Origin of the sequence: Erwinia sp. INIA01, assembly GCF_025947915.1 — a bacterium.
GTDB lineage: Bacteria > Pseudomonadota > Gammaproteobacteria > Enterobacterales > Enterobacteriaceae > Erwinia > Erwinia coffeiphila.
Genome location: NZ_JAPDNC010000003.1, coordinates 41081 through 61426 on the forward strand (window position 1 = coordinate 41081; position 20346 = coordinate 61426).

A 20346-nucleotide genomic window follows, 5' to 3' on the forward strand; every position below is an offset into this window, starting at 1 on the left:
TGGGGAGGGGCCAGCAAGCGCTGGCCCGAATCAATCAAAAGCCGAGGGATGCTGCGTTGTCTTTGGTGACTTCCAGAATGCGGTTGAAGCGGATGACGTGATGTTCCATGTCCACATCCGCCTTGCCGATGCCGTCGATGGTCAGGTCAGGCGTGACCTGTTTGCCGTCCAGCAGCTGATCTGCCAGGCTGACCAGCGCGAATCCGGCATCTTTCGGGTCCCACAGCAGCGCTTTTTTGATATCGCCGGAGGCCAGGTATGGCGCTGCCTGAGCCGGCATCGCAATGCCGACCACGGCAATTTTGTTTTTCGCACGCTTGCTCTTCACGGCCTGACCGGCACCGATTGGGCCGAGTGAACCAAAGCCGATAATGCCTTTCAGGTCCGGGTACGTGCGCATCAGGTCAAGCGTGGTGGCGTAGGATTTATCAATGCTTTCCGCCACCGGCAGGCGGGAGGTGACTTCGTGCATGTTAGGATATTTTTCTTTCTGGTATTTAATCGCCGCATCCGCCCAGGCATTGTGCAGAGGCACGGTCAGCGAACCAACGTAAATGGCATAGCCGCCCTGACCGCCCATCGCGCTGGCCAGTTCATCCATGTTCTTCTCGGCATACTTCACGCTGTCGATGGTTTCCACATCCCACTGGCCAATCTGCTGGTCCGGTGATTCGTGGGTCAGCACGACAATGCCCTGATCGCGGGCTTTTTTCAGCACCGGCTCCAGTACCTTGGCGTCGTTGGGCACCACGATAATCGCGTCGACTTTTTTGGCGATCAGGTCTTCAATCACTTTAACCTGCTGCGCCGGATCGGCGGTGGAGCCTCCCACCTGATAGGCGTTGACGTCGAGTTTTTTCGCTGCTTCATCCACGCCTACGGCCATGCGGGTGAACCAGGGAATGCCGGTCACTTTGGCGACCAGCGCAATATCGTGTTTTTCCGCGGCCATCAGCGGGGTGGTTAACAGCATGCAGGCGGAAACAACACATGCATTCAGTAATGCGAGATTGAATTTCATAGCAGTACCTTTGTTTTGTAGGGCGTGTTTTTGTCAGGTAACGGGGTTTTAACAACGGCACCAGGATAGCAAGAACGATTTGCGGAGGAGCTGAGCGGAAGGAGATTATGTGATCGTTAACTTTTTATGTTTATTTATGCAACTAATTTGGTTAAATATTTGTTAATTTATTGCATCCAGTGGTAATTTTACTCCAAATTTAAGTTATTGATTTGTTAATTAATTTATTTTTCATAACATTTTAGTATCATATGGCCGGATGAGTCCGCTGTCTCGGGCATGAATGGGCTTTCAGAGCATAATTCAGGCGATTTTGTTATCGGAATTGTGAGGATTATCCCATTTTGTCTTCCGGCTACGCTCTGTCTGACGAGAATAAAGTTGGAAATAGTTACGTTATTTTCATACAAAGCGCAGCCAACCCCTCAAAATTTGTGAATGCGAGGCATCTCACGATCTCCGTTTTCATTTATTGACGAAATGAAATTTAACAGCCAATATTTTTTTCTTTGAAAAAAAAATTCCATATCATTGCCGCATCCTTCAGCGGGCAGCGTGGGTTTTCCTCAGGAGAAGTAAGCATGTCGGTCAGTGTTGAAGCGCGCCCTGCGCAGGCTACCCGCGAGCTGGCGCGGATTTCGTTTGCCGTTTTCCTTACCTATCTGACCGCCGGGCTGGCGTTGCCGGTGATCCCGCTTTACGTCCATCAGGAGCTGGGCCTCAGCAACGTGATGGTGGGCATCGCGGTTGGCATTCAGTTTTTTGCCACGCTGCTGACGCGCGGCTATGCCGGCAGGCTGGCCGACCAGCGCGGCGCTAAACGCACCACCGTGCAGGGGATTCTGGCGCTGGCGCTGGTTGGTGTGGCCTATCTGCTGGCGGCTTTTCTGCCGCTGCCGGTGGCCGGAAAGTTTGCGCTGCTGGTGGCGGGCAGGCTGCTGCTCGGCTTCGGTGAAAGCCTGCTGCTGACCGGTAATCTGACCTGGGGAATGGGACTGGTGGGGGCGAAACGCTCCGGTCAGGTGATGTCGTGGAACGGCATGGCAATTTACGGCTCGCTGGCCGCCGGGGCACCGCTGGGCCTGATGCTGCACAGCCAGTGGGGCTTTATGGCGCTGGGCGCGGCGACGATCCTGTTGCCGCTGGTGGCGCTGCTGATTAATTTCAGCATCAGAGCGGTGCCGGTGCTGGGTGGCGAACGCCCCTCTTTGTGGAAAGTGGTGGGGCAGATTATGCAGCCCGGCTGCGCGCTGGCGCTACAGGGCACCGGCTTTGCGGTAATTGGTACGTTTACCTCGCTCTATTTTGCCGACCGACTGTGGGGCAATGCCGGATTTGCGCTCACCGCGTTTGGCGTGGCGTTTGTGATGGTGCGAATTTTCTTCGGTGGTCTGCCGGACCGGCTGGGTGGCGCGCGGGTTGCGCTGGTCTCGCTGGGCGTTGAGGCGCTGGGCCTGCTGCTGCTGGGCATTGCGCCGAACGGCTGGGTGGCGCTGGCCGGGGCAGCATTGACCGGCTGCGGCTGTTCGCTGGTATTCCCGTCGCTGGGCGTTGAGGTGCTGAAGCGAGTCGCACCCCAGGTGCGCGGTACCGCACTGGGCGGATTTTCCGCCTTCCAGGATATCGCCTACGGTGCCAGCGGCCCGCTGACCGGTATTCTGGCTACCACCTTCGGCTACGGTTCGGTGTTTCTTGCCGGAGCCGCCTGTGCGGCACTGGGTATCATCGTCACCTTCAGCTTCGCCCGCAGCGCGGTTAGTAGCTGAGACGAGCCAGCTTATCGACCGCCTGGGTGATTTCATTCGGCTGCAGCGCCGAGTATCCCAGTATCCATCCCTCGCGCGCCTCGCTGCCCGGCTGGTGATACAGCGGCGACAGGCGCGGCAGCAGCAGCCCCTGCGCGGCGGCCTGCTCCGTCAGCCGCCGTTCGCCGCCGTGGTTTAATTGCACGGTGAGCTGTAATCCTCCCTGATGGGCCAGTGGCGTCAGCCTGTCGCCCAGCTTTTCCGCCAGGTCCCGGCGCAGCAGGTCGCGGCGGCTGCCGTACAGCTGGCGCATCAGCCGCAGGTGGGCGGCAAAGTGGCCGTGCTGAATAAAATCGGCGGTCACCGCCTGCATCAGTTGTGCGCTGTGGCCGTCCATCATGCTGCGAAGGCGGCAAAGTGGGGCGATCAGCGCATCGGGCACCACCAGATACGCCAGCCGCAGTGAGGGAAACAGCACCTTGGAGAAGGTGCCGAGGTACAGCACCCGCGCATTATCCTCCAGCCCCTGTAGCGCAGGCTGCGGATTACCGTCGTAATGAAATTCGCTGTCGTAGTCGTCTTCAACCAGCCAGCAGCCGCTGCGGCGGGCAAACTCCAGCCACGCCAGTCGACGAGGCAGGCTGAGGGTGACGCCGGTGGGATACTGATGGGAAGGCGTCAGATATACCAGCTTGGGTGCAGCCTGCGTAGCGGGCACCGCGCCGCGTTCATCCACGCTGATACCACTCACTTGCGCCCCGGCGCTGCGAAAGGCATGCCAGGCCCCGGCATAGCCCGGATGCTCCAGCCACACAGGGTCGCCGCTGTCGCACAGCAGCAGCGCAATCATCTGCAATGCCTGCTGTGAGCTGGTAAGGATCATTACTCGCCCGGCGCTGCATCGGACGCCGCGCGACTGCCCAAGGTAGTCCGCCACCGCCTCTCGCAGCTGCGGTAATCCCTGCGGATCGCCGTAGCCCATCAGCTTTTCCCCCTCCAGCCTTTGCCGCTGCTGCATTAGCCGCCGCCAGGTACGGTGCGGAAAAGCGCGCAGATCGGGCGATCCGGCAGCAAAGGCCTGCGGAAACTGCGGGTCGTTACAGCCGCCGCCGCGATCGATCAGGCCGCCGCGTGTGGAAAGCTGAACCGGTGGAGACGTCACCGGCCTGACGGGGGCAGCAGGTAAATCGCTGGCCACAAAAGTACCGCGCCCAGTTTGTCGGCTCAGATAGCCCTCGCTTTCCAGCTGGGCATAGGCGGCTTCAACCGTTACGCGGGATATCGCCAGATCCTGCGCCAGCAGGCGGGAAGAGGGCAGACGCGCAGCATGGCCGAGTACACCGCTGCGGATGGCTTTACGCAGCATCGCGCAGACGCGCTCGCGCAGCGTAGCGGCCTGCTGCTGGCCCAGCAGTGCGAGAAACGGCACGGCGTTATGCGGCATATGGGTCTTATCCTCTGTTAATTAATGGTCTTACTGTTAAGGCCAATCTGGCCCTATCATGGCAGGACTTACTGCAAGAGGATATTCATTATGACGTCATCCGCCGTTTTACAGTTCCCGCCGCTGCCACCCGACCAGAGCGAAGCCCATCTGCGGCAAAAGCTGGCCTGGTATGCGGATGCCTGGGATCTGGCGCAGGATTTAGCGCAGGGGATCGAAGAGATTGTGGCAATCGATACGCGTTCACCGGAACAGTATCAGGCCGGGCATATCTGTGGGGCTGTCAGTTTCCCCCATCGCACTATGACCGCCGAAACTCTGGCGGCGCTCGATCGCAGCAGGGTATACGTGACCTATTGCGACGGCATCGGCTGCAACGGTTCAACCAAAGGCGCATGGAAGCTGGCGGCGGCGGGGTTTCAGGTCAAAGAGTTGATTGGCGGACTGGATTTCTGGCTGCGCGACGGTCATCCGGTGGCCACCGGTGACGCGCCGGGCAGCTGGCCGGAAGCGGCAGCGCTACCCGACTGCGGCTGCTGAACACCAGCAAACGATAGCATTACAGAACGCTGATGGGTAAATCGCTGCCGGTGACGGCCATTGTTTCACTGCGCTGACAGAACCGAAGATGACGAGCCGCAATTGCTTAGCGGCGAAGATTGACGCGAAGCTGCCCATTAGCGGCAGCTAAATGCGTGTTTCAGACCAGCTGTTGAAGATCGTTGGGTGCCTTTAAAGCAGTACCCAGAGCAGCAGCACGACCAGCAGCAGCGAAAAGGCGGTAAACACCGGGCGGCGGGTGAAGGGTTGCAGTACCGGCGGCAGCGTGCTCCACAGCGGCTGCGGCGTGACATCTTCCCCGGCACGCAGCTGCGCGGCGCGATGCTTAAACAGCGCATTCAGCAAATCCTGCACCTGGGCGGTACTCAACAGCGTCAACGGCTGCGCGTTAAAGCGCTGCTGGCAGCGATCGTCCAACAGGCGCAGCTCGGCGGCATCCGGCGGCTGTTTCAGTGCGGCGATCAGCTGGCCTAGCGTCGGGTTGCCGTGCTGGCTCAGCGTGTGGCTGGCCTGCAGGTATTGGGTCAGCAGTGGGAAAAATCGTGAAGGGATCGGATCGCCGCTGTGCAGGTTCACCACCTTCATCAGCGCTGCCCACAGCTTCACCGGTGACTCACCGGTCGCGGCCGCCAGACGGGCAATCTGCAAATTCAGCGCCTGATGCTCGGCCGGAAGCAGCGAGCGATCGGTCACCCGATTCTGCTGCGGCTGCGGAATTGTCATCTGCCCGTTTTGCAGCATGGTCAGCACCTGGCGCAGCTGATCGGGGTTCAGTGAACTGAGCACGGTCTGGCCAAACTGCTGGCGGATAAAATCGCTGACCGCCTGTCGATTATTCCCGGCGGGCAGCAGCTCGGTCAGCTGCTGCTGAAGCTGCCGGGTGGCGTGAGTATTCTGCACCTGTGCCAGACGGGTATTCAGGAACTGTTCGGCCAGCGGAAAATGGCGAGCCAGCAGTCCGGCATCGTTTTTCACGCCCACCTCATGACGCAGCCCGGCCCACAGCTCAACGGATTTCAGCGAACTGAGAGACATGATCTTGACGATCAGGCGTTCCAGCGTGGTGCGCTGGGCAGGGGAGAGCGGCTGGTCGCCGGAGGCACTGCGCGGCGTATCGGACAGAGGGGCGATCGTCGGACGATCGCCGGGAGATGGCGCTCCGGGGCCACTTAACGGTTGCATGGCGAAAATCCTTCAGTCGGGTTCCGGGGCGTGCCGTAACAGAGAAAATAATGCCATATGATAACAATCCCCCCCGGCGATCGAAAGGCCACCGGGCGGGAATAAGGTGCATTATCCCTGTTTTTTATCCTGATGGCTGCGTGCGAGCGGCATTCTCAGCTGCTGGGCAAGGATTACGCCAAGCAGGGTCACGCCGCCGCCGATAAAGTGGTAGGCATGCAGGCTTTCATGCAGGAAACCCACGGCGATAACGGCGGTAAAAATCGGTGCCAGATTCATAAAGATGCTGGCAGTACTGGCCCCGAGGCGCATCACGCCCTGAATCCAGACGAATGGCGCAATGATCGAGGCCGGGATAGCGGCAAACAGCACCAGAGGAATATTGTGCATATTCAGCGATACATCCGGTGCCATCAGGAAACCTGGCGTCAGCAGCAGCACGCCAAACAGGATCTGCATCCACAGGCTCTGCCAGTTCGGTAGCGGGATCGCCCAGCGTTTGGTTAACACACCGTACAGCGCGTAGGAAGTGGACGCCGCGAACATCATCAGCTCACCTTTGCCCATGCCGTGGGTCAGCAGCTGTGCCGGATTGCCCTGGCTGACCAGCCATACCAGCCCGCCGAATGACAGCACGCTGCCCAGCAGAATGCCCACTGTGGGTGCCAGCCGCAGGATAAAAATGCTCAATAACACCGTCAGCAGCGGGATCAACGCGTTAAGAATACCCATAAACAGCGCGCTGACGCTGTGCGCTGCGAAGTACGCCAGGCTTTGATAGAGCACCATGCCCAGCAGGCCGAGGATCAGCAGTTTCCACCAAACCTGGGCGATCTGCTGCCGGTGCCGCCAGACGCCGGGTAGCGCGAAGGGGGCCAGAACGACGAGGGCAATCAGCCAGCGATAAAAGGAGATCGCCGCAGGATCGATCGCACTGGCCGACATTTTGCTGACGATGGCATTAATTGACCAGATCAGTACGGCCAGCAGGGGAAACATAAAATTCATCAGGTTCTCGCGTTGTTGTCTTCACAGTCCAGAGGGGGGAAGTGTAATCTTGTCTCATTGAAAACAAATAACGACAATCAGACATTATTGCTCTGGGACCGGACAAGATGATTCAGCAACTGACGTACACCCCGCCGGAGAATGCCGCCGAGATGACGCTGTTTTTCCGCTATGAGCAGACCAACGCCCAGACGGAGTATTTGCCCCACAGCCACAGCTGGGGCCAGGCGATCTTTGTCAAATGCAACGTGCTGGAAATGCAGGTGGAGGGCGAGCGTCTGTTAACCCCGGCCAATATTCCCATCTGGATACCTCCGGGGAAAATACATGCCAGCTATAACCACCGCCAGGCCTTTTTCCGCACGCTGAACATCGCCGGTTCGCTTTGCCATCAGCTGCCCGATCGTGCCTGCCTGCTCAGAGTCAGTCCGATTGTGCACGCCATTATGGACGATATCGCCGCGCGCGAACTGCTGGTGCCGGAAACGGCAGAAGATCGCCGTCTGGGGGAGGTGCTGCTCGATCAGCTGCGGCATGCGCAGATCGGCCCCAGCTACCTGCCGTCGACCAGCGATAAATATCTGGCCCCGGTGTTACAGGCGCTGGAGCTGAATCCGGCCGATGACACCACGCTGGCGCAGTGGGCCAGCCGTGTGTACACCACCGAACGCACGCTGTCGCGCCGCTGCCAGGCGCTGCTGGGGATGTCGTTTAGCGAGTGGCGGCAGCGCCTGCGCTTTTTGCACGCCGTGGCGCTGCTTGAACAGGGCAAGAGTGTACAGGAGGTGGCGCTGGAGCTGGGCTACAGTTCGGCATCGGCGCTGATTGTGATGTTTCATCAGCAGTCAGGCACCACGCCGGAGCGCTATCGCCAGCGCATCTGAGGGGGCAGCTTTCGGGCAAACGGGGGGTTATTCGGCAGGGGGCTTTATGGCAGAATAGCGCTCCTTATTGAGCCAGACTGGATGCCGCTAGTGAAAATCCTCGTTGATGAAAATATGCCGTATGCGCGTGAACTGTTCAGCCGTACCGGCACTGTGGTTGCTGTTCCCGGACGCCCAATCCCGGCGGCGGAGCTGGATGATGCCGACGGCCTGATGGTGCGCTCGGTAACCAAAGTGAACGCCGCACTGCTGGACGGTAAGCCGGTTAAATTTGTCGGCACCGCAACGGCAGGCACCGATCATATCGACGAGAACTATCTCAGCCAGCAGGATATCGCCTTCTCTGCGGCTCCCGGCTGTAACGCGATTGCCGTAGTGGAATATGTTTTCTCCGCGCTGCTGCTGCTGGCCGAGCGCGACGGCTTCCTGCTGAAAGATCGCACCGTCGGCATCGTTGGCGTTGGCAACGTTGGCGGACGCCTGCAGGCGCGGCTGGAAGCATTAGGCATCCGTACGCTGCTCTGCGATCCGCCGCGCGCCGATCGTGGGGATGCGGGCGAGTTCCTGCCGTTGGAAACGCTGGTGGCCGAAGCCGATGTGCTCACCTTCCATACCCCGCTCTTCAAGCAGGGACCGTACCAGACGCTGCACATCGCCGACGAAGCGCTGCTGCTGGCGTTAAAACCCGGCACTATCCTGATCAATGCCTGCCGTGGCCCGGTGGTGGATAACGCTGCCCTGCTGAACGTGTTGGAGCAGCGCGACGATCTGAGCGTGGTACTGGATGTCTGGGAGCCGGAGCCGGAACTGTCGCTGCCGCTGCTGGATAAAGTGGATATCGCTACCGCACATATCGCGGGTTATACCCTGGAAGGGAAGGCGCGCGGGACTACTCAGGTGTTTGAAGCCTGGACGCAGTTTATCGGCCAGCCGCAGCAGGTGCCGCTGGATACCCTGCTGCCCGCCCCGGAATTTGGCACCATCACCCTGCGCGGCGAGCTGGATCAGCCAACACTGAAACGCCTGGTGCATCTGGTGTATGATGTGCGCCGCGATGACGCACCGCTGCGCCATGTGGCCGCCATTCCGGGTGAGTTTGACCGTTTGAGGAAGAACTATCTGGAACGCCGTGAATGGTCATCGCTGCGGGTCGTGTGCGACAACGCCGAAACGGTCTCGCTGCTGGCGAAGCTGGGTTTTAATGCGACCGGTGAGTAAGTATTTGTAAAACCGTGCGTTCCCCTCCCTTTATGGGAAGTATTCTGAAACATTGCGGTGTTCCGGCACCGCACTTTTTTTATGTCATTATCTGGAGTAAACCAACATGTCTGACGGCTGGAATATCGCGCTATTGGGCGCAACAGGCGCAGTAGGGGGAGCTTTACTGGAATTACTGGCTGAACGCCAGTTCCCGGTTGGTGAGCTGTATTTACTGGCAAGCGAGCGCAGTGCGGGCGAAGTGCTGCGCTTCGAGGGTAAATCGGTGCGGGTGACCGATGCGGCAGACTTTGACTGGTCGCAGGCGCAGCTGGCATTTTTCGCCGCTGGCCGTGAAGCTTCCGCCCGCTATGCGGACGATGCTGCCAACGCCGGATGCCTGGTCATCGACAGCAGCGACCTGTTCGCGCTGGAGCCGGATGTGCCGCTGGTGGTACCGGACGTTAACCCGCAGGTGCTGGCCGACTACCGTAACCGCAACATTGTTACCGTGGCCGATGGCTTAACCAGCCAGCTGCTGAGCGCGATCAAGCCGCTGGTTGATAATGCCGGGCTGGGCCGTTTACAGGTGACCAACCTGCTGGCGGTTTCCTCCCACGGTAAGGTGGCGGTAGATTCGCTGGCCGGTGAGAGCGCGCGTTTGCTGAACGGTATGCCGGTGGAAGAGAGCCACTTTGGCCGCCAACTGGCATTTAACCTGTTGCCGCTGCTGGCCGATGCGGAAGGCAGCGTGGCGCAGGAGCGGCAGCTGGTGGAGCAGGTGCGTAAAGTACTGCAGGACGAAGGCCTGCCGATTGCGGTCAGTACCGTGCAGGCGCCGGTGTTCTACGGCAATGCCCAGATTGTACATATCGAAAATCTGCGCCCGGTTTCCGCCGAAGAAGCGCGTGAAATCCTGCTGGAAGCGGAAGATATCAACGTCACCGATGAAACGGATTACCCGACGCCGGTGGGGGATGCCTCCGGCAGCGCGCACCTGAGCATCGGCTGCCTGCGCAACGATTACGGCATCCCGGAACTGCTGCAGTTCTGGTCAGTGGCCGACAACGTGCGCTTTGGCGGCGCGCTGATGGCGGTGAAAACGGCCGAGAGGCTGGTGCAGGAGTATATGTACTGATGTCGGACATCAACGTGCCACAGACGGTGTATAAGCTGGCGCTGGGCATTGAATATGATGGCAGCCAATATTATGGCTGGCAGCGACAGAACGAAGTGCGCAGCGTGCAGGAAAAGCTGGAGAAGGCGCTGTCAAAGGTCGCCAACCATCCGGTGGTGGTGTTCTGCGCCGGCCGCACCGATGCGGGCGTCCACGGCACCGGTCAGGTGGTGCATTTTGAAACGACCGTACAGCGCAAGGACGCGGCGTGGACGCTCGGTGCCAACACGAATCTGCCGGGCGATATTGCCGTGCGCTGGGTTCATGCGGTGCCGGATGATTTCCACGCGCGCTTCAGCGCCACCGCGCGGCGCTATCGCTATGTGATTTACAACCAGCGGCTGCGCCCGGCGATCCTCGGCGGCGGCATGACCCATTTTTATCATCCGCTGGACGTAGAAAAAATGCAGCGCGCCGGTCAGTGCCTGCTGGGCGAGAACGACTTCACCTCGTTCCGCGCCGTGCAGTGCCAGTCGCGTACGCCAATGCGTAACGTGATGCATCTGAACGTCAGCCGCCACGGCGCTTACGTGGTGGTTGATATCAAAGCCAACGCCTTTGTTCACCATATGGTGCGCAATATCGTCGGCAGCCTGATGGAAATCGGCTGCGGGAATCAGCATGAAGGCTGGATGGCCGAGCTGTTAGCGGCGAAAGACCGGACGCTGGCGGCCGCGACGGCGCGTGCGGAAGGGTTGTATCTGGTCGCGGTAGATTACCCCGATCGTTTTGCTTTACCTCGTCCACCGATGGGACCTTTGTTCCTCGGGGATTAATCTGGCCTGGATTTCTAAAGGAAGCCTTTATGGAACTGATTCGTTTTGTTGTCGATTTCATTTTGCATATCGACGTCCACCTCGCGGAACTGGTGGCGCAGTACGGCGTGTGGGTTTACGCCATCCTGTTCCTGATCCTGTTCTGCGAAACCGGGCTGGTGGTGACGCCGTTCCTGCCGGGCGATTCGCTGCTGTTCGTGGCCGGGGCGCTGGCTGCACTGCCGGGTAACGATCTTAACGTTCACACCATGGTGGCACTGATGGTGGTCGCGGCGATTATTGGCGATGCGGTGAACTACACTATCGGGCGGCTGTTCGGCGATAAGCTGTTCAGTAACCCGAACTCGAAAATTTTCCGCCGCAGCTATCTTGATAAGACCCACGCATTTTACGAGCGTCACGGTGGGAAAACGATTATTCTTGCTCGCTTCGTGCCAATCGTTCGTACTTTCGCGCCGTTTGTGGCCGGAATGGGTAAAATGTCCTATCGTCATTTTGCTATTTACAACGTATCGGGCGCGCTGCTGTGGGTGCTGCTGTTTACCTATGCCGGTTATCTGTTTGGTAACATGCCGATGGTGCAGGAAAACCTTAAGCTGCTGATTGTGGCGATTATCCTGCTGTCTATTCTGCCGGGTGTAATCGAAGTGTGGCGTCATCGCCGCGCGGCGCGTCAGCAGAAACAGCAGTAACAGAAATCATCAGGCGATACCCGTCCGACCAGATTTTTATCCACAGTCACGGGCGGTTATGGTTTAATGAGCGACAATTTATGGTTTGTGCCGCCGGCTTTTTTGCGGCACAAAAAAGAAAAACTGGCTTACCCTGCGGGGAACCAGGTTCAAACAGAAAGGTCATCAATGAGCTGGATTGAACGAATTCTCAATAAGAGCACAATCACCCCATCGCGTAAGGCAAGCATTCCTGAAGGCGTCTGGACCAAATGTGACAGCTGCGGGCAGGTTCTTTATCGTGCCGAGCTGGAGCGTAATCTGGAAGTCTGCCCGAAATGCGATCACCATATGCGTATGCATGGTCGTGACCGTCTGAACAGCCTACTGGACGAAGGTTCAACCACTGAACTGGGCAGCGAGCTGGAACCGAAAGATGTGCTCAAGTTCCGGGATTCCAAAAAATACAAAGATCGTCTTGCGGCTGCTCAGAAAGAGACCGACGAAACCGACGCGCTGATCGTGATGAAAGGTACCCTGCATGGGATGCCGGTTGTTGCTGCGGCGTTTGAGTTCTCCTTTATGGGTGGCTCAATGGGTTCCGTGGTTGGCGCGCGCTTCGTGCGTGCGGTTGAGCGGGCGCTGGAAGATAACTGCCCGATGATCTGCTTCTCCGCTTCCGGCGGTGCGCGTATGCAGGAAGCGCTGATGTCGCTGATGCAGATGGCGAAAACCAGTGCTGCACTGGCTAAGATGCAGGAGCGCGGTCTGCCCTATATCTCCGTGCTGACCGACCCAACCATGGGTGGCGTCTCCGCCAGCTTCGCGATGCTGGGCGATCTGAATATTGCTGAACCAAAAGCGCTGATCGGCTTTGCGGGTCCACGCGTTATTGAGCAAACGGTACGTGAGAAACTGCCACCGGGCTTCCAGCGCAGTGAGTTCCTGATTGAAAAAGGCGCGATTGATATGATCGTTCGCCGCCCGGTTATGCGCTTCAAACTGGCCAGCCTGCTGGCTAAAATGATGAATCTGCCTGCCCCGCAGGAAGAAGAAGTCAAAGAGGCCGAAGCGACCGGCCCACAGAGCCAAGAGGCCTGACCGATGATGAGAAAGAGGTCTTCGGGCCTCTTTCACCAATGAACCGTAACTTTGTGAACGGGACACATGGATAATCTTCCTCAAGCCACGTCGCCTCTTGCCACGTGGCTTTATTATCTTGAGCATTTACACTCTCAGGCTATTGAACTCGGGCTGGATCGTATCCGCCGGGTTGCCACCTCACTCGATCTGTTAACACCCGCTCCGAAGGTCTTTACCGTTGCCGGTACGAACGGCAAGGGCACCACCTGCCGCACGCTGGAAACCGTACTGATGGCTGCCGGTTATCGCGTGGGCGTGTACAGCTCTCCACATTTAATCCGCTACACTGAACGTGTACGCATTCAGGGCGAAGAGCTGGCCGAGTCGGCGCATACCGCGTCGTTTGCGGCCATTGAAGCCGGGCGCGGAGAGACCTCGCTGACCTATTTCGAATACGGCACGCTGTCGGCGCTGTGGCTGTTTAAGCAGGCGCAGCTGGACGTGGTCATTCTCGAAGTCGGTTTGGGTGGGCGGCTGGATGCGACCAATATCGTTGATGCGGACGTTGCGGCGATCACCAGCATTGCGCTGGACCACGTTGACTGGCTTGGCCCGGACCGCGAAAGCATCGGCCGTGAAAAGGCCGGAGTGTTTCGCCAGGGGAAACCGGCCATCGTCGGGGAACCTGATATGCCGTCAACCATTGCCGACGTGGCGCGAGAGGTTGGCGCGCAGCTGCAGCAGCGCGATCGCGACTGGTCTTACAGCCTGACCGACGGCGGCTGGTCGTTCCGCGATGCCAGCGGCAGTATTGAAAACCTGCCGCTGCCGCAGGTGCCGCTGCCGAATGCCGCCACCGCGCTGGCTGCACTGCGGGCGTCGGGTCTGTCGATTGATGAGGCCACTATTCGTGCCAGTCTGCATCAGGCAATCCTGCCCGGCCGCTTCCAGACCGTGGCGCATTCACCGCAGGTGATTCTGGACGTGGCGCATAACCCGCACGCGGCCGCGTATCTTGCCGGTCGGCTGGCGGAACTGCCGCAGCGCGGTAAAGTTCACGCGGTAGTGGGGATGCTGCACGACAAAGATATCGCCGGGACCCTGGCCTGCCTCAGTCCGCAGGTGGATTACTGGTATTGCGCACCGCTGGAAGGCCCGCGCGGTGCTTCTGCCGAGCAGCTGATTGCCCATCTTAGCGGGGCGCAGGCGTTTGGCTCCGTGGCCGATGCCTGGCATCAGGCGATGCAGCAGGCGGCGGAACAGGACATTGTGCTGGTGTGTGGGTCATTCCACACCGTCGCACACGTAATGGAAACGATGACAGCGGAGAACGGCAGTGGCAAGTAAGTTTCAAAACCGTTTAGTCGGCACCGTTATTATTGTTGCGCTGGGCGTGATCGTGCTGCCTGGCCTGCTGGATGGTAAAAAGAAACACTATAAGGAAGAGTTCGCGGCCATTCCGCTGGTGCCGAAACCAGGCGACCAGCAGGAGACCGAACTGGCACCGCCGGTAACGCAGTCGCTGCCGGCGCAGCCGCCGGAAGGGGCAAGCGAAGCCATCAGCCGTGCCGACGGGGAAAATTCCTCGCAGGCCGACAGCGGATCGACCGCGCCGAAGTCGAACAATCAGCCCACGCTGGTTTCGCCGCCGCCGGTGCAGCAACAGCCGGTCCAGCAACCGGTACAGCAGCCGCCGAAAGTGGTTGAAAAGCCGAAGCCGGTAGAGAAACCGAAACCGGTGGAAAAACCGGTCGATAAGCCGAAGCCGATTGAGAAGCCTCCTGTTCAGCAGCAGCAGCAGACTCAGCCTAAGGTGGAAACGCCTGCTGAGAAACCGGCTGCCGCTGAAGCCGCACCGACCGGCCAGGCGTATGTGGTCCAGCTGGGTGCGCTGAAAAATGCGGCCAAGGTTAACGAAATCGTCGCGCAGCTGCGGCTTTCGGGCTATCGTGCTTTCACCGTGCCAGCAACGCCGGTTGCCGGACAGATCACCCGTATCTACGTCGGTCCGGATGCATCGAAAGCCAAAATGCAGGCGGCAGTCGGTGAGCTACAGGGCATTTCCGGCCTTGGTGGCGTCGTCAAGCCCTGGGGTGCACGCTAGTCGCCCCTGCGGATTGAGCGGAAACAACAATAGCTGTAACAGGTGCCACCCGTTGAAGCGCGGTGTGGCACCGGGCTGTGTCTGGCCGAAGGCAACATGATATAAAGCAAATCAACGAATTGCATTCTGGCGTGGTGAGCGGCAGGAATGTCGCCCACCCGACGGTTTTTTCAGCGTTTTCGTTTATTTAAAACGACGCAGGAAAACCCTACGCAAACGTTTTCTTTTTCTGTTAGAATTCGCCCCGAACTGGATGCAGGGGCGTTTTCACGATTACTGTCACTGGAAGAGTTCATGGTCTGGATAGATAACGTCATTATTGCGGTTATAGCTTTTTCGGCTCTGGTTAGCCTGATCCGTGGGTTTATTCGGGAAGCACTTTCTCTCGTCACCTGGGGATGCGCATTCTTTGTCGCCAGTCATTACTTCTCCTACCTTGCCGTCTGGTTCACAGGATTTGAAGACGAGCTGATTCGGAATGGAATCGCCATTGCAGTGTTATTTGTTGCCACGCTAATCGTTGGCGCAATCGTTAACTATGTAATTGGTTCGCTGGTTGAGAAAACCGGCCTGTCGGGTACCGACAGAGTACTGGGCGTCTGTTTTGGGGCACTGCGTGGCGTACTGATTGTGGCCGCTATGCTGTTTTTCCTCGATACATTCACCGGCTTTTCCAAAAGCCTCGACTGGCAGCAGTCGAAGTTAATCCCTCAGTTCAGTTACATTATCGGGTGGTTCTTTGACTACCTGAAGAGTACGTCGAGTTTTTTGCCCCGGTAATCGCACCGGGGTTGCGGCTATGAGGAAATGTCAATATGTGCGGTATTGTCGGGATCGCCGGTTTTATGCCGGTCAACCAGTCGATTTATGACGCGTTAACGGTGCTTCAGCACCGTGGGCAGGATGCCGCAGGCATCGTTACCATCGATGCATTAAATTGCTTCCGCCTGCGTAAAGCAAACGGTCTGGTCAGCGATGTATTTGAAGCCCGCCACATGCAACGTATGCAGGGTAATATGGGTATCGGCCACGTGCGTTACCCAACCGCAGGAAGCTCCAGCGCTTCTGAAGCCCAGCCCTTCTATGTGAACTCTCCTTACGGGATTACACTGGCCCATAACGGCAACCTGACCAATGCGCACGAGCTGCGTAAAGAACTGTTTGAAACCGGTCGCCGTCATGTTAATACCACGTCGGATTCTGAAATCCTGCTGAACATCTTTGCGCAGGAAGTGGATCGTTTCCAACAGGACCCGCTGGAAGCCGAAAATATCTTTTCCGCCGTTGCCGCTGTGCATCAGCGCGTGCGCGGTGCCTATGCCTGCGTAGCGATGATTATCGGTCACGGTCTGGTTGCTTTCCGCGATCCGAACGGCATTCGTCCGTTAGTGATCGGCAAGCGCGCGCTGGTTGATGGCCGTACCGAGTATATGGTGGCCTCTGAAAGCGTGGCGCTGGATACGCTGGGCTTTGAGTTCCTGCGCGATGTTGCCCCAGGCGAAGCGGTTTACGTGACTGAAAAAGGTCAGCTGTTTACCCGCCAGTGCGCTGAGAATCCAAAGGTTAACCCGTGCCTGTTCGAGTACGTTTACTTCGCGCGCCCGGACTCCTTCCTCGACAAGATTTCGGTGTACAGCGCACGTGTGCGTATGGGCACCAAGCTGGGTGAGAAAATCGCCCGCGAATGGGAAGATCTGGACATCGACGTGGTGATCCCAATCCCTGAAACCTCCTGCGATATCGCTCTGGAGATGGCACGCATTCTTGATAAGCCATACCGTCAGGGTTTTGTGAAAAACCGTTACGTTGGCCGTACCTTTATCATGCCGGGACAGCAGCTGCGCCGCAGTGCGGTTCGCCGTAAGCTGAATGCTAACCGTGCGGAATTCCGCGGTAAGAACGTGCTGCTGGTGGATGATTCTATCGTGCGCGGTACGACCTCCGAGCAGATTATCGAAATGGCCCGTGAAGCCGGTGCGAAAAAAGTGTACCTGGCGTCGGCGGCTCCGGAAATTCGTTTCCCGAACGTCTACGGCATTGATATGCCAAGCGCTACCGAGCTGATTGCTCACGGCCGCGAAGTGGAAGAGATTCGCCAGCTGATCGGTGCCGATGCGCTGATTTTCCAGGACCTTGACGATCTGATCGAAGCGGTGAAGGAAGAGAACCCGGATATCGCCCAGTTCGAATGTTCGGTGTTCAACGGTATTTACGTCACCAAAGACGTCGACCAGCAGTACCTTGAGTATCTGCAGTCGCTGCGTAATGACGATGCCAAAGCGATGGCGCGTCAGAACGAAGTCGAAAACCTGGAAATTCATAACGAAGGCTAAGCGCTTCGCGGTGTAAGCAGGTAAGATGGGCCGGAAGCAATTCCGGCCCGTTTTTTTTTAAGGATTTGGTATGAAAAGACTGATTATCGGCATCTCCGGTGCCAGTGGTGTGATCTATGGTATTCGCACGCTGCAGGTGTTACAGCAGGTCAGCGACGTGGAGACACACCTGATAATGAGTCAGGCGGCGCGGCAAACTCTGGCGCTGGAGAGTGACTATACGCTGCGTGAAGTGCAGGCGCTGGCCGACGTGGTTCACGATGTGCGCGATATTGCCGCCAGCATCTCTTCCGGATCGTTCAAAACCGACGGCATGGCGATCCTGCCGTGCTCAATGAAAACCCTGTCCGGTATTGTGCACAGCTACAGCGACGGCCTGCTGACCCGCGCGGCGGATGTGGTGCTGAAAGAGCGCCGCCGACTGGTGCTCTGCGTGCGCGAAACGCCGCTGCACCTGGGCCATCTGCGGATGATGACCACCGCAGCGGAGCTGGGGGCGATTATTATGCCGCCGGTGCCGGCGTTTTATCACCGCCCGGAAAATGTGATGCAGATTGTCGACCAGACGGTGAACCGCGTGCTGGACCAGTTCGATATCACCCTCGACAACGATTTGTTCACGCGCTGGCAGGGTGCATAGCGGATGGTGCATTGCACCAGCATGGTTCAAATGTTGGTGCTGAATCGCATTTCGTGCAGATGTTGCACCATTGTGAAACATTGTTGCCGCTAAGTCCCTTCAAACCTGCTATATATTCCCCAGCAAACCGGGCATTTACGCTGCCTTGCTTTACGCGCTGAAAAAAGCGGAGATTGCCACAAAATGTGGCATGAAATCTGCAAAACAATTGCGTGGACAAACATCACGAATCCTATAATAAGACGACTCGAGGGTAATCTATGAAAAAGCAGGTCCTGGCTCTTTCCCTGTTGCTGGCAATCACCTCAGCAGGCAGCGCATTTGCTGCCGGTCCAAAAACGCTGCGTATCGGCACCGATCCAACCTATGCACCGTTTGAAATGAAAAATGCCCAGGGGCAGCTGGTAGGCTTTGATATCGATCTGGCCACCGAAATTTGTAAGCGTATGGAAACCAAATGTACCTTCGTGGAAAGCGACTTTGATGCGCTTATCCCTTCATTAAAAGCGAAGAAAATTGACGCTATCATCTCCTCTCTGTCGATTACTGAAAAACGCCAGCAGGAGATCGCCTTCTCAGAAAAACTGTACGCGGCCGACTCCCGTCTGATCGCGCCAAAAGGCTCTAAAATCGAGCCAACCCTGGAATCGCTGAAAGGCAAAAACATCGGCCTGCTGCAGGGCACCACCCAGGAAACCTACGCTAATGATAACTGGCGTCCAAAAGGTGTAACCGTTACGCCATACGCGAACCAGGATCTGGTGTATCAGGATCTGACCGCCGGTCGTATCGACGCCGCATTCCAGGATGAAGTAGCCGCCAGCGAAGGCTTCCTCAAGCAGCCTGCCGGTAAGGACTACGCCTTTGCCGGTCCGTCGGTGAAAGATGAAAAAATCTTCGGTATCGGTACCGGTATGGGCATGCGTAAAGACGATCCGGCGTTAAAAGCAGCGATCGATAAAGCATTCGACGAAATTCGCAAAGATGGTACCTACGATAAGTTGGCAAAAAAATATTTCGACTTTAATGTATACGGCGATTAAGTAGTCCCTGTCTGCCAGCCTCACTGTGCTTGCGGTGAGGCTGCATTTTTGACCACAACGACAGGATAATATTTATGCTGTATGGCTATTCTGAAGTCATTTTTAAAGGCGCCATAGTGACGCTTGAGCTGGCACTCAGCTCGGTAATACTCGCCGTGGTGCTGGGATTAATCGGTGCCGGGGCAAAACTCTCCAATAACCGCCCGCTGGCGATGATCTTTGAAGGTTACACCACGCTGATCCGTGGCGTGCCTGACCTCGTTCTGATGCTGTTAATCTTCTACGGTCTGCAAATCATTCTGAACCACCTGACCGATTTGATCGGCGTGGGGCAGTTTGATATCGATCCCATGGTGGCCGGTATTATCACCCTCGGCTTTATCTACGGGGCCTACTTTACTGAAACCTTCCGTGGGGCCTATATGGCGGTGCCGAAGGGGCAGATTGAAGCAGCAACCGCCTACGGTTTTACGCCTTCACAAACCTTCCGCCGCGTGCTGTTTCCCGGCATGATGCGCTTTGCGTTGCCTGGCATCGGCAATAACTGGCAGGTCATTCTCAAAGCTACCGCGCTGGTTTCCCTTCTAGGGCTGGAAGACGTGGTAAAAGCAACGCAGCTGGCGGGTAAAACCACCTGGCAGCCGTTCTACTTTGCCATCGTTGCCGGGGTGATTTATCTGATCTTTACCACGCTGTCTAATGGCGTGCTGTGGTGGCTGGAACGTCGTTATACCGTAGGTGTGAAAAGGGCTGATTTATGATTGAGATTGTTCAGGAATACTGGAAAGCCCTGCTGTGGACCGACGGCTATCGTTTTACCGGTGTGGCAATGACCCTGTGGCTGCTGATTATTTCAGTAGCGATCGGCGGCTGTATGGCGGTGTTTTTATCCATTGCCCGCGTGTCGCAGCATAAAGCCGTGTGGTTCCCGGTGTGGCTGTTTACCTATGTGTTTCGCGGCACGCCGCTTTACGTACAGCTGCTGGTGTTCTATTCCGGCATGTACACGCTGGAGATCGTCAAAGGCACCGAGATGCTGAATGCGTTCTTCCGCAGCGGGCTGAACTGTACGCTGCTGGCCTTTACGCTCAATACCTGCGCCTATACCACGGAGATTTTCGCCGGGGCGATCCGCTCGGTGCCGCACGGTGAGATTGAAGCCGCACGCGCCTACGGTTTCTCCACTTTCAAACTTTACCGCTGCATTATCATGCCTTCGGCGCTGCGCACCGCGCTGCCCGCCTACAGTAATGAAGTGATTCTGATGCTGCACTCTACGGCGCTGGCATTTACCGCCACCGTGCCGGATCTGCTGAAAGTGGCCCGAGATATTAACTCCGCCACCTATCAGCCGTTTATCGCCTTCGGACTGGCGGCGGTGCTGTATCTGATTATTTCCTATGTGCTGATCAGCCTGTTCCGTAAAGCGGAAAAACGCTGGCTGGCACACGTTAAACCTTCATCGTCACACTGAGTA

The 20346-nt window shown here is 57.6% G+C and carries 20 protein-coding genes; 16 read left to right on the plus strand and 4 right to left on the minus strand.

Features of this window, described 5'->3' with window-relative positions:
* Nucleotides 1-34: 34 nt before the first annotated feature.
* On the minus strand, nt 35-1021 hold the full coding sequence (locus OMR58_RS05835; RefSeq protein ID WP_105591230.1) for an autoinducer 2 ABC transporter substrate-binding protein: 987 nt from the start codon (nt 1019-1021) through the stop codon (nt 35-37).
* Between the two features lie 581 nt (nt 1022-1602).
* On the opposite strand from OMR58_RS05835, the gene OMR58_RS05840 reads away from it, so the two are divergent.
* Nucleotides 1603-2787 (plus strand): MFS transporter, encoded by a 1185-nt coding sequence (locus tag OMR58_RS05840; RefSeq protein ID WP_205066299.1) that lies wholly within the window; start codon nt 1603-1605, stop codon nt 2785-2787.
* Here OMR58_RS05840 and pdxR read toward each other — a convergent pair.
* Nucleotides 2777-4210 carry a MocR-like pyridoxine biosynthesis transcription factor PdxR gene (gene pdxR, locus OMR58_RS05845; protein ID WP_264545446.1) on the minus strand — a complete coding sequence of 478 codons (1434 nt, stop codon included), beginning with the start codon at nt 4208-4210 and terminating at the stop codon, nt 2777-2779. The two genes, OMR58_RS05840 and pdxR, sit on opposite strands and share 11 nt — an antisense overlap.
* 90 nt (nt 4211-4300) lie before the next feature.
* Here pdxR and OMR58_RS05850 point away from each other — a divergent pair, with 90 nt between their 5' ends.
* Complete coding sequence (locus OMR58_RS05850; RefSeq protein WP_264545447.1) at nt 4301-4750, plus strand: rhodanese-like domain-containing protein; 450 nt, start codon at nt 4301-4303, stop codon at nt 4748-4750.
* A 192-nt stretch (nt 4751-4942) separates the two neighbouring features.
* On the opposite strand, the gene flk is transcribed toward OMR58_RS05850, so the two are convergent.
* Nucleotides 4943-5953: a flagella biosynthesis regulator Flk gene (flk, locus tag OMR58_RS05855; RefSeq protein WP_264545448.1), complete on the minus strand. Its 1011-nt coding sequence runs from the start codon at nt 5951-5953 to the stop codon at nt 4943-4945.
* A 111-nt stretch (nt 5954-6064) separates the two neighbouring features.
* Nucleotides 6065-6961: a DMT family transporter gene (locus tag OMR58_RS05860; RefSeq protein WP_200546141.1), complete on the minus strand. Its 897-nt coding sequence runs from the start codon at nt 6959-6961 to the stop codon at nt 6065-6067.
* A 107-nt stretch (nt 6962-7068) separates the two neighbouring features.
* On the opposite strand from OMR58_RS05860, the gene OMR58_RS05865 reads away from it, so the two are divergent.
* The 14 genes from OMR58_RS05865 to OMR58_RS05930 all read left to right on the plus strand — a co-directional run bounded on the left by OMR58_RS05865 (nt 7069) and on the right by OMR58_RS05930 (nt 20343).
* Nucleotides 7069-7845, plus strand: a complete 777-nt coding sequence (locus tag OMR58_RS05865; RefSeq protein WP_264545449.1) for an AraC family transcriptional regulator — start codon at nt 7069-7071, stop codon at nt 7843-7845.
* 81 nt (nt 7846-7926) lie between these two features.
* Complete coding sequence (gene pdxB / locus OMR58_RS05870) at nt 7927-9063, plus strand: 4-phosphoerythronate dehydrogenase PdxB (protein WP_264545450.1); 1137 nt, start codon at nt 7927-7929, stop codon at nt 9061-9063.
* Nucleotides 9064-9169: 106 nt separating this feature from the next.
* A complete protein-coding gene (locus OMR58_RS05875; protein WP_264545451.1) occupies nt 9170-10180 on the plus strand; it encodes an aspartate-semialdehyde dehydrogenase in 1011 nt (336 codons plus the stop codon).
* Nucleotides 10180-10995, plus strand: coding sequence for a tRNA pseudouridine(38-40) synthase TruA (gene truA / locus OMR58_RS05880; RefSeq protein ID WP_105591239.1), 816 nt, complete (start codon nt 10180-10182; stop codon nt 10993-10995). Before OMR58_RS05875 ends, truA begins: the two co-directional genes overlap by 1 nt.
* 29 nt (nt 10996-11024) lie before the next feature.
* Nucleotides 11025-11687, plus strand: a complete 663-nt coding sequence (locus tag OMR58_RS05885) for a DedA family protein (RefSeq protein ID WP_123335254.1) — start codon at nt 11025-11027, stop codon at nt 11685-11687.
* Between the two features lie 168 nt (nt 11688-11855).
* Entirely contained in the window at nt 11856-12767 is a 912-nt protein-coding gene (accD, locus tag OMR58_RS05890) for an acetyl-CoA carboxylase, carboxyltransferase subunit beta (RefSeq protein ID WP_200562933.1), read from the plus strand.
* Between the two features lie 66 nt (nt 12768-12833).
* Nucleotides 12834-14096: a bifunctional tetrahydrofolate synthase/dihydrofolate synthase gene (gene folC / locus OMR58_RS05895; RefSeq protein WP_200546147.1), complete on the plus strand. Its 1263-nt coding sequence runs from the start codon at nt 12834-12836 to the stop codon at nt 14094-14096.
* A complete protein-coding gene (gene dedD, locus OMR58_RS05900) occupies nt 14086-14853 on the plus strand; it encodes a cell division protein DedD (protein WP_264545452.1) in 768 nt (255 codons plus the stop codon). Before folC ends, dedD begins: the two co-directional genes overlap by 11 nt.
* Before the next feature lie 294 nt (nt 14854-15147).
* Nucleotides 15148-15633 (plus strand): colicin V production protein, encoded by a 486-nt coding sequence (gene cvpA / locus OMR58_RS05905; RefSeq protein ID WP_105591244.1) that lies wholly within the window; start codon nt 15148-15150, stop codon nt 15631-15633.
* Nucleotides 15634-15668: 35 nt separating this feature from the next.
* Nucleotides 15669-17186, plus strand: coding sequence for an amidophosphoribosyltransferase (purF, locus tag OMR58_RS05910; protein WP_105591245.1), 1518 nt, complete (start codon nt 15669-15671; stop codon nt 17184-17186).
* Between the two features lie 70 nt (nt 17187-17256).
* A complete protein-coding gene (locus OMR58_RS05915) occupies nt 17257-17826 on the plus strand; it encodes a UbiX family flavin prenyltransferase (RefSeq protein ID WP_200546149.1) in 570 nt (189 codons plus the stop codon).
* 260 nt (nt 17827-18086) lie between these two features.
* Nucleotides 18087-18869 carry a lysine/arginine/ornithine ABC transporter substrate-binding protein ArgT gene (gene argT / locus OMR58_RS05920; RefSeq protein WP_105591247.1) on the plus strand — a complete coding sequence of 261 codons (783 nt, stop codon included), beginning with the start codon at nt 18087-18089 and terminating at the stop codon, nt 18867-18869.
* A 74-nt stretch (nt 18870-18943) separates the two neighbouring features.
* Entirely contained in the window at nt 18944-19630 is a 687-nt protein-coding gene (locus tag OMR58_RS05925; protein WP_264545453.1) for a histidine ABC transporter permease HisQ, read from the plus strand.
* Nucleotides 19627-20343 carry an ABC transporter permease gene (locus OMR58_RS05930; RefSeq protein WP_105591249.1) on the plus strand — a complete coding sequence of 239 codons (717 nt, stop codon included), beginning with the start codon at nt 19627-19629 and terminating at the stop codon, nt 20341-20343. Before OMR58_RS05925 ends, OMR58_RS05930 begins: the two co-directional genes overlap by 4 nt.
* The last annotated feature ends 3 nt before the right edge of the window (nt 20344-20346 follow it).

Coding starts and splice junctions, on each gene's coding strand:
- OMR58_RS05835 (WP_105591230.1), bottom strand. CDS start 1,021: ATGAAATTCAATCTCGCATTACTGAATGCATGTGTTGTTTCCGCCTGC.
- OMR58_RS05840 (WP_205066299.1), top strand. CDS start 1,603: ATGTCGGTCAGTGTTGAAGCGCGCCCTGCGCAGGCTACCCGCGAGCTG.
- pdxR (WP_264545446.1), bottom strand. CDS start 4,210: ATGCCGCATAACGCCGTGCCGTTTCTCGCACTGCTGGGCCAGCAGCAG.
- OMR58_RS05850 (WP_264545447.1), top strand. CDS start 4,301: ATGACGTCATCCGCCGTTTTACAGTTCCCGCCGCTGCCACCCGACCAG.
- flk (WP_264545448.1), bottom strand. CDS start 5,953: ATGCAACCGTTAAGTGGCCCCGGAGCGCCATCTCCCGGCGATCGTCCG.
- OMR58_RS05860 (WP_200546141.1), bottom strand. CDS start 6,961: ATGAATTTTATGTTTCCCCTGCTGGCCGTACTGATCTGGTCAATTAAT.
- OMR58_RS05865 (WP_264545449.1), top strand. CDS start 7,069: ATGATTCAGCAACTGACGTACACCCCGCCGGAGAATGCCGCCGAGATG.
- pdxB (WP_264545450.1), top strand. CDS start 7,927: ATGCCGCTAGTGAAAATCCTCGTTGATGAAAATATGCCGTATGCGCGT.
- OMR58_RS05875 (WP_264545451.1), top strand. CDS start 9,170: ATGTCTGACGGCTGGAATATCGCGCTATTGGGCGCAACAGGCGCAGTA.
- truA (WP_105591239.1), top strand. CDS start 10,180: ATGTCGGACATCAACGTGCCACAGACGGTGTATAAGCTGGCGCTGGGC.
- OMR58_RS05885 (WP_123335254.1), top strand. CDS start 11,025: ATGGAACTGATTCGTTTTGTTGTCGATTTCATTTTGCATATCGACGTC.
- accD (WP_200562933.1), top strand. CDS start 11,856: ATGAGCTGGATTGAACGAATTCTCAATAAGAGCACAATCACCCCATCG.
- folC (WP_200546147.1), top strand. CDS start 12,834: ATGGATAATCTTCCTCAAGCCACGTCGCCTCTTGCCACGTGGCTTTAT.
- cvpA (WP_105591244.1), top strand. CDS start 15,148: ATGGTCTGGATAGATAACGTCATTATTGCGGTTATAGCTTTTTCGGCT.
- purF (WP_105591245.1), top strand. CDS start 15,669: ATGTGCGGTATTGTCGGGATCGCCGGTTTTATGCCGGTCAACCAGTCG.
- OMR58_RS05915 (WP_200546149.1), top strand. CDS start 17,257: ATGAAAAGACTGATTATCGGCATCTCCGGTGCCAGTGGTGTGATCTAT.
- argT (WP_105591247.1), top strand. CDS start 18,087: ATGAAAAAGCAGGTCCTGGCTCTTTCCCTGTTGCTGGCAATCACCTCA.
- OMR58_RS05925 (WP_264545453.1), top strand. CDS start 18,944: ATGCTGTATGGCTATTCTGAAGTCATTTTTAAAGGCGCCATAGTGACG.
- OMR58_RS05930 (WP_105591249.1), top strand. CDS start 19,627: ATGATTGAGATTGTTCAGGAATACTGGAAAGCCCTGCTGTGGACCGAC.